This window comes from Collinsella aerofaciens (assembly GCF_020709435.1).
Classification (GTDB): Bacteria; Actinomycetota; Coriobacteriia; order Coriobacteriales; family Coriobacteriaceae; genus Collinsella; species Collinsella aerofaciens_AU.
Genome location: NZ_JAJFDP010000009.1, coordinates 35,358 through 48,104, shown reverse-complemented (window position 1 = coordinate 48,104; position 12,747 = coordinate 35,358). Strand labels below are relative to the sequence as shown.

At 59.4% G+C, this 12,747-nt stretch carries 14 protein-coding genes; 13 read left to right on the top strand and 1 reads right to left on the bottom strand.

Going from position 1 to position 12,747, the window contains the following annotated elements; all coding sequences use genetic code 11:
• Window positions 1-96: 96 nt before the first annotated feature.
• From LK493_RS06810 to nagA, 13 genes are all read left to right on the top strand, one after another.
• Entirely contained in the window at window positions 97-1,176 is a 1,080-nt protein-coding gene (locus tag LK493_RS06810; RefSeq protein ID WP_227790538.1) for an NAD(P)-dependent oxidoreductase, read from the top strand.
• A gap of 5 nt (window positions 1,177-1,181) precedes the next feature.
• On the top strand, window positions 1,182-1,610 hold the full coding sequence (locus LK493_RS06805; RefSeq protein WP_227790537.1) for a hypothetical protein: 429 nt from the start codon (window positions 1,182-1,184) through the stop codon (window positions 1,608-1,610).
• A 15-nt stretch (window positions 1,611-1,625) separates the two neighbouring features.
• Entirely contained in the window at window positions 1,626-2,324 is a 699-nt protein-coding gene (locus LK493_RS06800) for a hypothetical protein (RefSeq protein ID WP_006236252.1), read from the top strand.
• Between the two features lie 6 nt (window positions 2,325-2,330).
• Window positions 2,331-3,416 carry an isocitrate/isopropylmalate dehydrogenase family protein gene (locus LK493_RS06795; RefSeq protein WP_227790536.1) on the top strand — a complete coding sequence of 362 codons (1,086 nt, stop codon included), beginning with the start codon at window positions 2,331-2,333 and terminating at the stop codon, window positions 3,414-3,416.
• 126 nt (window positions 3,417-3,542) lie between these two features.
• The gene (locus LK493_RS06790; RefSeq protein ID WP_227790535.1) at window positions 3,543-4,628 is read left to right on the top strand and encodes a hypothetical protein; all 1,086 of its coding nucleotides are present in this window, start codon (window positions 3,543-3,545) and stop codon (window positions 4,626-4,628) included.
• A 631-nt stretch (window positions 4,629-5,259) separates the two neighbouring features.
• A complete protein-coding gene (locus tag LK493_RS06785) occupies window positions 5,260-5,703 on the top strand; it encodes a PTS sugar transporter subunit IIA domain-containing protein (protein WP_055310428.1) in 444 nt (147 codons plus the stop codon).
• A complete protein-coding gene (gene yajC, locus LK493_RS06780) occupies window positions 5,703-5,984 on the top strand; it encodes a preprotein translocase subunit YajC (protein WP_022094612.1) in 282 nt (93 codons plus the stop codon). The genes LK493_RS06785 and yajC overlap by 1 nt, the downstream gene beginning before the upstream one ends.
• 36 nt (window positions 5,985-6,020) lie before the next feature.
• Window positions 6,021-6,503 carry a PTS N-acetylgalactosamine transporter subunit IIB gene (gene agaV, locus LK493_RS06775; protein ID WP_022094611.1) on the top strand — a complete coding sequence of 161 codons (483 nt, stop codon included), beginning with the start codon at window positions 6,021-6,023 and terminating at the stop codon, window positions 6,501-6,503.
• Window positions 6,504-6,593: 90 nt separating this feature from the next.
• The gene (locus LK493_RS06770) at window positions 6,594-7,394 is read left to right on the top strand and encodes a PTS mannose/fructose/sorbose/N-acetylgalactosamine transporter subunit IIC (RefSeq protein ID WP_022094610.1); all 801 of its coding nucleotides are present in this window, start codon (window positions 6,594-6,596) and stop codon (window positions 7,392-7,394) included.
• Window positions 7,384-8,466 carry a PTS system mannose/fructose/sorbose family transporter subunit IID gene (locus LK493_RS06765; protein WP_227790534.1) on the top strand — a complete coding sequence of 361 codons (1,083 nt, stop codon included), beginning with the start codon at window positions 7,384-7,386 and terminating at the stop codon, window positions 8,464-8,466. Before LK493_RS06770 ends, LK493_RS06765 begins: the two co-directional genes overlap by 11 nt.
• Window positions 8,467-8,650: 184 nt before the next feature.
• Window positions 8,651-9,382, top strand: a complete 732-nt coding sequence (locus tag LK493_RS06760; RefSeq protein WP_055310430.1) for a GntR family transcriptional regulator — start codon at window positions 8,651-8,653, stop codon at window positions 9,380-9,382.
• 114 nt (window positions 9,383-9,496) lie between these two features.
• Window positions 9,497-10,663, top strand: a complete 1,167-nt coding sequence (gene agaS, locus LK493_RS06755; protein ID WP_227790533.1) for an SIS domain-containing protein — start codon at window positions 9,497-9,499, stop codon at window positions 10,661-10,663.
• Between the two features lie 117 nt (window positions 10,664-10,780).
• The gene (gene nagA / locus LK493_RS06750; RefSeq protein ID WP_022094606.1) at window positions 10,781-11,950 is read left to right on the top strand and encodes an N-acetylglucosamine-6-phosphate deacetylase; all 1,170 of its coding nucleotides are present in this window, start codon (window positions 10,781-10,783) and stop codon (window positions 11,948-11,950) included.
• Window positions 11,951-12,025: 75 nt separating this feature from the next.
• Here nagA and LK493_RS06745 read toward each other — a convergent pair whose 3' ends face one another.
• The gene (locus LK493_RS06745; protein WP_118372965.1) at window positions 12,026-12,610 is read right to left on the bottom strand and encodes a flavodoxin domain-containing protein; all 585 of its coding nucleotides are present in this window, start codon (window positions 12,608-12,610) and stop codon (window positions 12,026-12,028) included.
• Window positions 12,611-12,747: the final 137 nt, after the last annotated feature.

The following is a 12,747-nucleotide window of genomic DNA, read 5'->3' as shown; positions in this document are numbered from 1 at the left end:
GGCGCTGCGGCTGCAAGTGCCCTCAACTCACAGCCCAAACGCTGGCACCGAGTATTTTAACCTGGTAACAACACCCAACCCAAAAGGAAAGGTTTCATGGCAAACAAGCTCTCCGTCGCATTCATCGGCACCGGAATCATGGGTGCCCCCATCGCCGGCCACATCTTGGACGCCGGCTATCCCGTCACGGTCAACAGCCGCACCAAGTCCAAGGCCGCAGCGCTTATCGGGCGCGGCGCCGTCTGGGCAGATACGCCGGCCGATGCCGCGGCGAACGCCGATGTCGTCTTTACCATGGTGGGCTATCCCTCCGAGGTCGAGGAGCTCTACCTGGCGGGCGACGGCCTGCTCGCGTGCACCAAGCCGGGCGCGGTCTTGATCGACCTCACCACGAGCTCGCCCGAGCTCGCCCGTGACATTGCCGAGGCCGCCCAGGTCTCCGGTCGCATGGCGTTTGACTGCCCCGTCACCGGCGGCGAGTCGGGTGCTATCGCCGGCACGCTCACGGCTATCGTGGGCGCTACCGAGAACGACATCGCCCCGGTCCGCGATATCCTTTCCACCTTTGCGGCAACCATCTGCTGCTTTGACGGCGCCGGCAAGGGCCAGGCTGCCAAGCTCGCCAACCAGGTGTCGCTGGGCGCCTGCATGGTTGGCATGGCAGACGCCATGGCATTTGCCGAGCTGAGCGGCCTTGACCTGGAGAAGACCCGCCAGATGATCCTGGGCGGCACCGGCAAGTCCGGCGCCATGGAGAGCCTGGCCCCCAAAGCGCTCGACGGCGACTACAAGCCCGGCTTTATGGTCGAGCACTTCATCAAGGACCTGCGCTTGGCGCTCGCCTATGCCGACGATCGCGAGCTTGCGCTGCCCGGCGCCGACGTGGCCTTTACGCTCTACGACATGCTCGACGCCATTGGCGGCGCCAAGCTGGGCACCCAGGCCATCACGGTACTCTACAAGGAGGAGGCCGACGCCATCGCCGCCGGTCTGGACTGGTCGCAGTATCGTCCCGAGGAGCACGGTGCTCACGAGGAAGGCTGCGGTTGCGGCGAGCACGGCGACGACCACGAGTGCGGTTGCGGCCACCATCACGGCGAGGACCACGAGTGCTGCGGCGGCCACGGCCATGACGACGGCCACGAGTGCTGCTGCGGCCACCATCACGAGGAGTAGCGACCATGAGCTGGACGTTCGTGGTGCTTGCGCTGGTGCTCTTTCTCTTTGCGATCTACATCGGCTTTTTGTGCGGCCAGTGGGCGTGCGAAAAGCGCGTCATCACCAAACGCGACTACTGGATCGCCAATTTTGTAGGCGCGGCGGCAGTCGTCCTGCTAACCTGGGTGTTTTCGCTGTTCCCGCTGGTGCAGTTTGCGCCGATCGGCTGGCTCGGCGGCTTTATCGCCGGCCTTAAGATGAGCTTTGGCGAGTCCGTCGGTCCGTGGCGCAAGCACGACGAGGTCTTTAACGTCAACAAGGCTCACCGCGCCGCCGCCGACGCGGGCGACGCCGAGGAACGCCGCCGTGCGCGTCGCAATGGCGCGGCCGACCGACAGCTCATCTCGGTCACCGATGACAGCAAGGGTGCTGGCAAGCACGCTAAGAAATAGTAAGAAGAGGTAACTATGGCAGAAAACAAGGAAGAACAGCTCACCGACGAGGAGCTGGCACAGCTTCAGCTGGCAGAGGAGAACGAGAACGCCGTCGACCGCCTGGTCAAGGAGCTCGGCTGCCCCACGCGCCGCATTCGTCAGTTTGCCGCCCGCGTGCTGCACCTGCTTGCCGAGCGCGATCCGCAGCGCGTCGTGCCCTGCGTGCCCGCGCTGATCGAGGCGCTCGACCGCCCCGAGGCTCAGACCCGCTGGGAGGCCCTCGATGCCCTGGCGGCGCTCGCCACCACCTGCCCCGAGCAGCTGGGCGATGCCTTTGAGGGCGCCGAGACCGCGCTGTTCGACGAGATTTCGTCCACGCTGCGCTATGCCGCCTTCCGCCTGCTGTGCGTGTGGGGTGCCACGAGCGTCGAGCGTTCGCGCGAGGCTTGGCCCATCCTGGACGAGGCCATCCAGTGCTATCACGGCGACCTCGAGTATCGCGACATGCTCGGTTGCCTGTACGAGTTTGGCCAGGGCGAGATCGACGCCGAGGTCGCCGAGAAGCTCGCGCTGCGCCTTAAGTTCGATGCCGAGAACGGCAAGGGCAGCTATCTCAAGGCCCGTTCGAGTGAGATTTGCGAAATGCTTGTTAAACGTTTTGGCCTGGATCTCTCCAAAAAGAAGAAGCGTGCTAGCGTTAAAAAATCTGACGACGCCGAAGACGAGGAGTAACAGATTATGGCGCACGATGTAGTCCTGATCCCCGGTGACGGTATCGGTCCCGAGATTACGCAGGCCATGCGCCGCGTGGTCGAGGCCACCGGTGTCCAGATCAACTGGAACGTCCAGGAGGCCGGTGCCGGCGTCATGGACGAGTTTGGCACGCCACTGCCCCAGCACGTGCTCGATGCGGTCGCCGAGACCAAGGTTGCCATCAAGGGCCCCATCACCACGCCGGTCGGTACGGGTTTCCGCAGCGTCAACGTGGCCCTGCGCAAGCACTTCGACCTGTATGCCTGCGTGCGCCCCTGCCTGTCGCAGCCGGGCGACGGCTCGCGCTTCCGCGACGTCGACCTGGTCATCGTGCGCGAGAACACCGAGGACCTCTACGCCGGCATCGAGTTCGATGAGGGCGCTGCCGAGGTCGAGGAGCTCTCGCAGCTCGTCGAGCGCTCGGGCCAGAGGACCTTCGCCGCGGATTCCGCCATCTCAATTAAGCCGATTTCCATCGCCAAGAGCCGCCGCATTGTGGAGTACGCCTTTGAGTACGCCCGCCGCTGCGGCCGCAAAAAGGTGACGGCCGTGCACAAGGCCAACATCATGAAGGCGACCGATGGCCTGTTCCTGCGCGTTGCGCGCGAGGTGGCCGCCAACTATCCCGATATCGAGTTCAACGATAAGATTGTCGACGCCACCTGCATGGGCCTGGTCCAGAACCCCAACGACTTCGATGTCCTGGTGCTGCCCAACCTGTACGGTGACATCGTGAGCGACCTGTGCGCCGGCCTGGTAGGTGGACTGGGTATGGCTCCGGGTTCCAACATCGGTGCCGACTGCGCCATCTTCGAGGCGACGCACGGCTCCGCGCCCGATATCGCTGGCCAGGATATCGCTAACCCCACGGCCGAGATTCTGTCTGCGGCCATGATGCTCGATCACCTGGGCGAGAACGACGCGGCCAATCGCATTCGCGCCGCCGTTTCTGCCACGCTCGACGAGGGTGAGCAGGTTACCGGCGACGTTCGTCGTGCCCAGACCGGCTCCGTTGAGGGCGCTGTGGGCACGCAGGCCTTTGCCGATGCCGTTATCGCGCACCTGGCCTAAGGTATGCACGCTGCAAACGCCTAAATAGTACTTAAGTGTTTGCGTATAACCTGAGAATCAATACGCCCGGCGCTCTGTCGGGCGTATTCTATTGCGGACTATGTTTCCTAACAAGGAGTAACTGATATGGGTCTGATTCAAAAGAAGGACGAGAAGGACGAGATCGACGGCATCCAGATCATCGAGCGCGGCGAAGGCCCCGACGGTGACGAGGACGAGAAGATCGATCTGGTCGCCGGTACGTCTGCCGAGCACATTGCTGCCGGTACGACGGCCGAGGAGGAGGACGCTCGCCTGGAGGCTCAGATTGCCGCAGATGCCGCCGACGAGAACCTCATGCCCGAGGAACAGGACGAGGACGACGACTCCGACGCGGACGACCATGCATCCAAGCACAAGAAGACGATGATTGCTGCCTTTGTGGTCGCTATCGTGATCGCTGCTGTGGTCGGCTTCTTTATCGGCAACGGTGGTTTTGGCGGCAAGGGTGTCGGCTCGGCGACCCTCACCGAGGACCAGCTCGATTCGACCGTGGCAAGCTACAGCTACAACGGCAAGAAGAGTGACATCACCGCGCGCGAGGCCATCGAGAGCCAGTACAGCCTCGATACCGTCAAGGATGGCGATGGCAACTACACCGCTCCCTCTGCCGACGTCATCCTGTCCTACGTGCGCAACAAGATCCTGCTGGACGCTGCCGAGGACGAGGGCATTACCGTCTCTTCCAAGGAAATGAAGCAGTATGCCGAGGATTCCATCGGCACCTCCGACTACAAGACCATGGCCACGCAGTACGGCGTGTCCAAGGACCAGGCCAAGCAGATCGTCCGCCAGTCCGCGACGCTGCAGAAGCTCTACAAGAAGAAGGTGGGCGATAGCTCCGCAAGCATGCCGACCGCCCCGACCGAGCCTGCTGACGGCAACGAGGAGACCGCGAGCAAGGACTACGCCGATTACATCATCAACCTTGCCGGTGACGAGTGGGATAGCGAGAAGGGCACCTGGAAGGATGCCGACAGCACCTATGCCAAGGCCTTCGCTGACGATGCCTTTACGGCCGATAGCGCTACCTATAAGCAAGCCATGACCGCCTATTACACCGCCTACCAGCAGTATTCCTCGCAGGCTTCGAGCGCCAGCTCCAAGTGGACCGAGTATGCGAACGGCCTCTACGCCAAGGCCAACATCAGCATCTACGGCCTGTTTGCGTAAGGTTTGCCTGCACTACTGCGCGCTAACCGATCTACCTGATTGAGCCCGCTAGAACGGACAACGTTCTAGCGGGCTTTTTGTTGCCGAAATCAATAGGATAGGCCTCGCGCCCGCACAAGCGCTCCATCGGGTTCCCCTAATTCATCTGGGAAAACAACTGCAAACGATTGCAAGTAACCGGTGAACGGTCGAAAACTACCGTTCACCGATAATCTCAAAACTGGTTCTAACTGGTATTAAGTCAAAAAGACCAATTCACATATCTTCACAATGACCTGCAATTTTTCTTCACGCTATTTTTAGCCGCCCTGCGTTGTTTAGACACAGGAAAAGATCCGATTTTTTGCCAAAGCATTTCGAAACGGTTTCAAAACCGCAGGTAGAAGTGTTAACGACCGGTAAACGGTCGATTTATCACCGTGAGCGGTGCAAAAACGTTTTACCGTATGAATCAACGAAAGCGACCTCTTCTGGGGTGATATAGTGACAACAACACGTCACGTGGTTACTACCAGTTTAGAAACCACTGGTCTTCAAAGAACGCTTTCTAAGAAGCTTTAAGGGCGAGCGCCCGCTGGCTTCCGAAAATCATCGGACTCAGATCGTACACACCTTCGGAAGGGAAATTTGAATGGTTGGCTTTATTCTTACCGGTCATGGACAGTTCGCACCCGGCCTTGCAAGCGCTATCGCTATGGTTGCCGGCGACCAGCCTGCTTTTACCGTCGTTCCTTTTGAGGGCGACCAGGCCGCATCCTACGGTGAAGATCTCCGCGCCGCTATTACCGCCATGCGCGAGGAGTGCGATGGCGTGCTCGTCTTTACCGACTTGCTCGGTGGTACCCCGTTCAACCAGTCGATGATGATTGCCCAGGATGTCGACAACGTCGAGGTTCTGACTGGCACCAACCTTCCCATGGTTATTGAGCTTCTGTTCCTCCGCGGCAATGCCACGCTCGCCGAGCTTGGCGAGCAGGCCGTGACCGTTGGCCAGACGGGCATCACCGCCCAGACGGTCGCATCCGTTGCCGGCTCCGAGGAAGAGGATATCTTCGGCGACGAGGACGGCATCTAATGGCCGATTTCGGAGCCAACGTCCTGAGCTCCTCAGTCGCCCTTTTAGGCCTGCTTGTCATCATGGGCTTGATTTACACCATCTGGTCGCAAATCAACATGAAGAAGAAGCAGAAGTACTTCAAGGAGCTGCACACCGAGCTCAAGCCGGGTCAGGAGGTTCTTTTCGCCGGCGGTATCTACGGAACCGTCAAAGGCATCGAAGGCGAGAAGGTCCAGATCAAAGTCCGATCCGGAGCCGTCGTAGATGTTTCGCGTTACGCGATTCAGGAGATCAAGTAACTGTCGTCAGCAAATATCGAAAGGAAGCTGATCAACATGGCAGAACCCAACATTCTTCTTACCCGCATCGATAACCGACTGGTTCATGGTCAGGTTGCCACCCAGTGGAACTCCACTCTGGGCTCCAACCTCATCCTCGTCGCCAACGACGACGTGGCGTCCAACACCATGCGCCAGAACCTCATGAAGATGGCCGCTCCCGCCGGCGTCGCTACGCGTTTCTTCTCCCTGCAGAAGACCATCGACGTCATTGGCAAGGCGAGCCCGCGCCAGAAGATCTTCATCGTGGCCGAAACACCGGAAGACGTGCTTACGCTCGTCAAGGGCGGTGTGCCTATAAAGAAGGTAAACATCGGCAACATGCACATGTCGGAAGGAAAGCGCCAAGTCGCCACCTCCGTCGCAGTTAACGACGAGGATGTCGCTGCGTTTAAAGAGCTGCAGGAATTGGGGGTGGAGTTGGAGATCAGGCGCGTTCCGAGCACGCCTGTTGAGGACACGAGCAAGCTCTTCTCGTAATCCTCGTGATCCACGTTGTCAGGAGTGAAACCCTGACGTTCTGTACGTGATATCCAAAGTGCGTACATACATTTTGAAAGGAGGAGCAAGATGGAATACTCGATCATCCAGATCGCTCTGGTCTTCGTTGTTACGTTCATCGCGGCAATCGACCAGTTTGACTTCCTCGAGTCTCTCTATCAGCCCATCGTCACCGGCGCCGTCATCGGTCTTATCCTTGGCGACCTCAACACCGGTCTTCTCGTGGGTGGTACCTATCAGCTCATGACGATCGGCAACATGCCGATCGGAGGCGCTCAGCCGCCTAACGCCGTCATCGGCGGCATCATGGCAGCCATTCTCGCTATCGCCACGGGCCTCGAGCCCAACGCGGCAGTCGGCCTCGCCATTCCGTTCGCTCTGCTTGGCCAGCTTGGCGTTACCCTGGTCTTCACGCTTATGTCCCCGCTTATGTCCACGGCCGATAACATGGCTCACAACGCGGACACCAAGGGCATCGAGCGCCTGAACTACTTCGCCATGGCTCTGCTCGGCCTGATCTTCGCTGTCGTCGTCACCCTGTTCTTCATCGCTGGCGCTACCATCGGTCAGACCATCGCTTCCGCCATCCCGACTTGGCTGCAGACCGGTCTGTCCGCTGCAGGCGGCATGATGCGCTTCGTCGGCTTCGCCGTCCTGCTCAAGGTAATGATGAACCGCGATATGTGGGGCTTCTTCCTCATGGGCTTTGGCCTCGCGCTCATCACCGTTGCCAACGATTCGCTGGCAACCCCTGCTCTGCTCATCCTCGCTCTCATCGGCTTCGGCATCGCTTTCTGGGACTTCCAGCAGCAGACCGAGCTGAAGGGTGCAGCTGTTTCTGACGGAGGTGACTTCGAAGATGGCATCTAATGAGTATGTGATCCCGGAGCACTACGAGGATCTCACTCCTGCTCCGCAGCTCGACCAGAAGACCCTCAACAAGATGGCTTGGCGCTCCTGCTTCCTGCAGGCATCGTTCAACTACGAGCGCATGCAGGCCGCTGGCTGGCTTTACTCCATCATCCCCGGTCTGGAGAAGATCCACACCAACAAGAACGACCTCGCGGCTTCCATGAGCCATAACCTGGAGTTCTTCAACACCCATCCGTTCCTCGTCACCTTTGTTATGGGCATCGTGCTTTCGCTCGAGCAGAACAAGGTTGACATCCCCACGATCCGCGCCGTCCGCGTCGCCGCAATGGGCCCGCTCGGTGGTATCGGTGACGCCCTGTTCTGGCTGACGCTCGTGCCTATCACGGCCGGCATCACCTCCAACATGGCCATCAACGGCAACGCCGCTGCGCCGATCATCTTCCTGGTGATCTTCAACGCCGTCCAGTTCGCTCTGCGCTTCTGGCTCATGAACTGGTCCTACAAGCTTGGCACCAGCGCTATTGACGCTCTGACCGCCAACATGCAGGCCTTCACGCGTGCCGCTTCCATCATGGGCGTCTTCGTCGTCGGTTGCCTGGTCGTCACCATGGGTGGCACCCAGATCAACCTCCAGATCCCCAACGGCACCACCCGTGGCCTCTCCGCCACTACCGTGATCGTCTCCGAGAAGGAGGCCGAGAACTTCACCGGTATGGAGGGCATCGATACCGAGACCGCTGAGGCCGGTACCATCGCCATGACCGATGAGGACGGCAACGCCCTCACCGCTTCCGATGCCGACGGCAACGCTGTCGAGTGCGGCGTCACCGATCTGGGCAACGGCATGGAGTCCGTTACCTACGGCACCGTTACCGAGGATCCGGTCAACTTCTCTGTTGCCGACACCCTCAACACCATCGTCCCGAAGCTCGTCCCGCTTATGCTTACGCTTCTGCTTTACTACATGTTCGCTAAGCACAGCTGGACCCCGACCAAGGGCATTCTGCTGCTCTTCGTCCTCGGCATCCTGGGCGCTGGCCCGCTTGGTCTCTGGCCGAGCATCTGGTAAGGCTCTAGCTTGAGGGGTGTGTCCCTACGCGGCTCACACCCCGACCCCTTAAGCCATGTGTATGTTAAAAGCCGCGTGCTCGAAAGAGCGCGCGGCTTTTGTTTTCTTGTTGATTCGGGTGTGGCAGACAGATAATGCTAAACACCCAAGGTAGTAGCCGAGTTTGAGAAAATGGGAGGATAGGATGGCGATCGGAGCGCGTAAGCAACCGCTGTACGATCAGCTGGTCGATATTCTGACCGAAAAGATCGACCATGAATATCGCGCCGGTGACATGATTCCTTCCGAGCGCGAACTATCGGAGCGCTATGGTCTCTCGCGCACTACGGTACGCCTGGCTCTGCAGGAACTGGAGCGTTTAGGATTGGTGGTTCGGCAGCACGGTCGCGGTACCTTTGTGACCGACCGTTCGGCAAAGGCAACCAATCTTATGCAGTCCTACAGCTTTACCGAGCAGATGCGCGCGATGGGTCGCGACCCCGAGACCACGATTCTCGAGTTTTGCGAGATGGAGGCCGATAAGAATCTGGCCGAGCATATGGGATTGCGTATCGGCGATCGCATTTTTAAGCTCAAGCGCCTTCGTTCTGCCGACAACATGCCCATGATGGTCGAACGCAGCTATCTACCAGTTCGTCAATTTTTGTCCCTAAAGCGACCGCTGCTGGAGCGTAAGCCGCTTTACGATGTGATTGAGCAAGACTTTCAGCAAAAGATACGCGTGGCCGAAGAGGAGTTCTATGCGAGCATAGCCCGTCCCACCGACGCTCACCTTTTGGGAATTGTCGAGGGCTCGCCTGTGCTCGATTTGGTCAGGACTACGTATAACGAGTCAAACGAGGTTGTGGAGTATACACTCTCGGTTGCTCGTGCCGATCAGTTTAAATACAAGGTTTACCACCAGCGTAGCGACTAGTGTTCGCATCGTTTCCATATGATGATTCTTTGCATTTAACTGGTTACTACCAGATAACCAACTGAAGTGTATAATTGCACGTCAGAGGATTACTTCTAGAGAGAGGTATTAGAAATGTTCGAGAAGAGTGTCGAGGAGCTCACCGAGCTCGGCGCCCAGATCACCACGGCCGAGATTGCTCAGCAGCCCGAGCTTTGGCGTGATACGCTCAACATCTATCGCGAGAACAAGGAGGCCATCGAGGCCTTCCTGGCCGAGGCTCGCGCTATGGGCGAGGGCCGTCTGTCCGTTGTCTTCACTGGTGCCGGTACGTCCGACTACGTTGGCGATACCTGCGCCCCGTACCTGCGTCACGCTGGCAACACTGATCTCTACGACTTTAAGCCCATCGCCACGACCGACATCGTGAGCGCCCCGCGCGACTTCCTACGCGCCGAGGATCCCACGCTCGTGGTTTCCTTTGCCCGCTCTGGCAACAGCCCCGAGAGCCTTGCCGCCGTTGCCGTTGCCAAGGAGCTCGTCCACAACGTCAAGTTCCTCAACATCACTTGCGCTCCCGAGGGCAAGCTCGCCGTCGAGTCTGCCGATGATCCCAACGCGCTGACGCTGCTCATTCCGCGCGCCAACGACAAGGGCTTCGCCATGACCGGTTCTTATTCCTGCATGACCCTGCTCTCCACCCTTATTTTCGACACTGCCTCTGACGAGCAGAAGGCCGAGTGGGTCGAGACCATCGCCAAGATGGGCGAGGAGGTTATCGCTCGTGAGCCCGAGATCGCCGATTACCTGGCTGGCGACTTCAACCGCGTGACCTACTTGGGTTCTGGCTCCTTCGGTGGCCTTGCCCAGGAGAGCCAGCTCAAGATCCTCGAGCTCGCTCACGGTCTGGTCGCTACTTCCTACGACACTTCCATGGGCTATCGTCACGGACCCAAGTCCTTCGTCGACGATAAGACGCTCGTCTTCGTGTTCGTCAATAACGACGCCTACACCCGTCAGTACGACATCGACATCCTTAACGAGATCGGTGGCGACGATATTGCACGGCACACCGTCGCCGTTCAGCAGGAAGGTGCCACCGTCTATGAGGGTGAGTCCTTCACCTTTAAGGGCTACGAGGCGCTTCCCGAGGGCTACCTTGCTCTGCCGTTCGTGATGTTTGCCCAGGCCATCAGCCTGCTCAACTCCGTGCGCGTGGGCAACACGCCCGATACGCCGAGCCCCACCGGCACGGTCAACCGCGTGGTCAAGGGCGTGACGATTCACCCCTTCACCGCTTAATCGCGTCCCCCTGTAAGGGCGCCCGTCCGCTCATAACGGCGGGCGGGCGCTTTTTGTTTTACGTGAGCTGGGTATAAGCATCACCACAGTCAACTGCTTTAGAAGCAAGGAGTGCATATGAGCACGTACGCAATTAAGGCTGACAAGTTCTTCTTGCCGGCAGGCCCGCAGCTGGGCGGCTATCTCATGGTCGAGGATGGCGTTTTTGGCGCCTGGCAGGCCGACGAGCCCTCTTGCGAGATTAAGGACTACACGGGATCGTGGATCGCACCGGGTATGGTCGATACTCACATCCATGGCTTCTATAACCACTCAACTACCGATAACGATCCCGAGGGAATCGATATCAGCTCGACCGAGCTCGCCCGTCGCGGTACCACCAGCTGGTTGCCCACGACGTTCACCGATGGCGTCGAGCAGATCAAGGACGCCTGCGCCGCTATCGCTCAGGCGGACGAGGGTCGCGGCCCCGACTTCTGCGGCGCTCGCATTCAGGGTATCTACCTGGAGGGTCCCTTCTTTACCATGAAGCACGTGGGCGCGCAGAACCCCGCTTATCTGATCGATCCCTCCGAGGAGGTCTTCGACCAGTGGCAGGAGGCTGCGGGTGGTCGCATCGTCAAGAGCGCCATGGCGGCCGAGCGCGACGGTGCCGCTGCTTATGCAGCTGCTCTGAACGCCAAGGGTGTGGTGACCAGCATCGGTCACTCCGACGCCACCTACGATGAGTGCATCGCCGCCATCAACGCCGGTGCCAGCTGCTTTACGCATACCTATAACGGACAGCGCGGGCTGCATCACCGTGAGCCTGGTGTCGTGGGTGCCGCCATGTCCACGCCCGAGACCTACGCCGAGATCATCTGTGACGGTAAGCACGTGAACCCTGCCGCCATCAAGGCGCTGCTGCAGGCAAAGGGTTGGCAGCACACTGTGCTCATCACCGACTGCCTGGGTTGCGGCGGCATGCCCGAGGGCAGCTACACCAGCGGCGGCATGGACGTCATCATGAAGGACAACCTGTGCTGGCTCGCCGACGGCAAGAGCATTGCCGGCTCGGTGCTCACGCTTGCCCAGGGCGTCAAGAACATTGTCGATTGGGGCATCGCCAGCGCCGATATCGCCATTCGCATGGCAACCGAGGTGCCGGCTCGCTCTGCACACATCGAGGATAAGTGCGGCAGCATCATGCCGGGTCGCGACGCCGACTTTGTCGTGTTCGACCATGAGCTCACCCTCGTCGAGACGTATGTTGGCGGCCAGAGCGTCGGCAACGCCTTTACCGAGTAACGATAGAAAAAGACGGCGGGCCCGAATCTGCTCGGACCCGCCGTATGGGTTAAACGCTCAAAAGCACCTTCACAGTTACAGCTTGTTAGCGATCTTCTTTGCCGTGCGCTTGACGCCGGCCACCAGGCCTCCCGCAGGATGCTCCTTCTCGTATGCTAGACGCTTCTCGCGCTTGGCGTACTCTTCGACGATGATGTCGCCATACTCGTCTTCGATCTTGTCGAAGAAGTCGACGGCGCCCTTAATTTCCTCAGCGGTCGGGTGTCCCTTTTGGACACCGCCGGTGAGCTTGAACGGCCCCCACGTATCAAAGCCGGGGCAGCCGTAGACGCCCATAAAGATGGCCTGCCTCATGCGGCAGATGCCATCGATATCCTTGCCGTACCACTTGTTTTTGCCACCGTAGGTCATAAGGCCAAACACCTTGTCCTGCGGCTGCAGCACGTTCGTGAGCACGCGTGCCATGTCCTTGTCGATCTCGGAGTAATAGATGCCCGTGGCGACACCGATCAGATGATATTCGTGCAGGTCGGGGTACTCATTTTTGCCGAGTGACTTCACGTCGAGGGTGTCAATCTCGGGGTGTGCCTCGACGATGGCGTCCACGAGCTTTTTCGTGTTGCCGTGGTGGCGCGAGGCGTAGAGGATGATGGTTCGCATAAGAAGGCCTTTCAGCTGTAATTGCATCAATGTCTGTATGGTACCCCGTTACATGGCTGGGATACCGGACGCATCGATGAACGTGCGGGTTTGTCCTTTGGTTAGGGCCGAGACGGGTACTTGCGAGCAAAAAGCAG

Bases quoted from the DNA above. Each gene is read 5' to 3' on its own strand.
- LK493_RS06810 (WP_227790538.1), top strand. From the start codon at position 97: ATGGCAAACAAGCTCTCCGTCGCATTCATCGGCACCGGAATCATGGGT.
- LK493_RS06805 (WP_227790537.1), top strand. From the start codon at position 1,182: ATGAGCTGGACGTTCGTGGTGCTTGCGCTGGTGCTCTTTCTCTTTGCG.
- LK493_RS06800 (WP_006236252.1), top strand. From the start codon at position 1,626: ATGGCAGAAAACAAGGAAGAACAGCTCACCGACGAGGAGCTGGCACAG.
- LK493_RS06795 (WP_227790536.1), top strand. From the start codon at position 2,331: ATGGCGCACGATGTAGTCCTGATCCCCGGTGACGGTATCGGTCCCGAG.
- LK493_RS06790 (WP_227790535.1), top strand. From the start codon at position 3,543: ATGGGTCTGATTCAAAAGAAGGACGAGAAGGACGAGATCGACGGCATC.
- LK493_RS06785 (WP_055310428.1), top strand. From the start codon at position 5,260: ATGGTTGGCTTTATTCTTACCGGTCATGGACAGTTCGCACCCGGCCTT.
- yajC (WP_022094612.1), top strand. From the start codon at position 5,703: ATGGCCGATTTCGGAGCCAACGTCCTGAGCTCCTCAGTCGCCCTTTTA.
- agaV (WP_022094611.1), top strand. From the start codon at position 6,021: ATGGCAGAACCCAACATTCTTCTTACCCGCATCGATAACCGACTGGTT.
- LK493_RS06770 (WP_022094610.1), top strand. From the start codon at position 6,594: ATGGAATACTCGATCATCCAGATCGCTCTGGTCTTCGTTGTTACGTTC.
- LK493_RS06765 (WP_227790534.1), top strand. From the start codon at position 7,384: ATGGCATCTAATGAGTATGTGATCCCGGAGCACTACGAGGATCTCACT.
- LK493_RS06760 (WP_055310430.1), top strand. From the start codon at position 8,651: ATGGCGATCGGAGCGCGTAAGCAACCGCTGTACGATCAGCTGGTCGAT.
- agaS (WP_227790533.1), top strand. From the start codon at position 9,497: ATGTTCGAGAAGAGTGTCGAGGAGCTCACCGAGCTCGGCGCCCAGATC.
- nagA (WP_022094606.1), top strand. From the start codon at position 10,781: ATGAGCACGTACGCAATTAAGGCTGACAAGTTCTTCTTGCCGGCAGGC.
- LK493_RS06745 (WP_118372965.1), bottom strand. From the start codon at position 12,610: ATGCGAACCATCATCCTCTACGCCTCGCGCCACCACGGCAACACGAAA.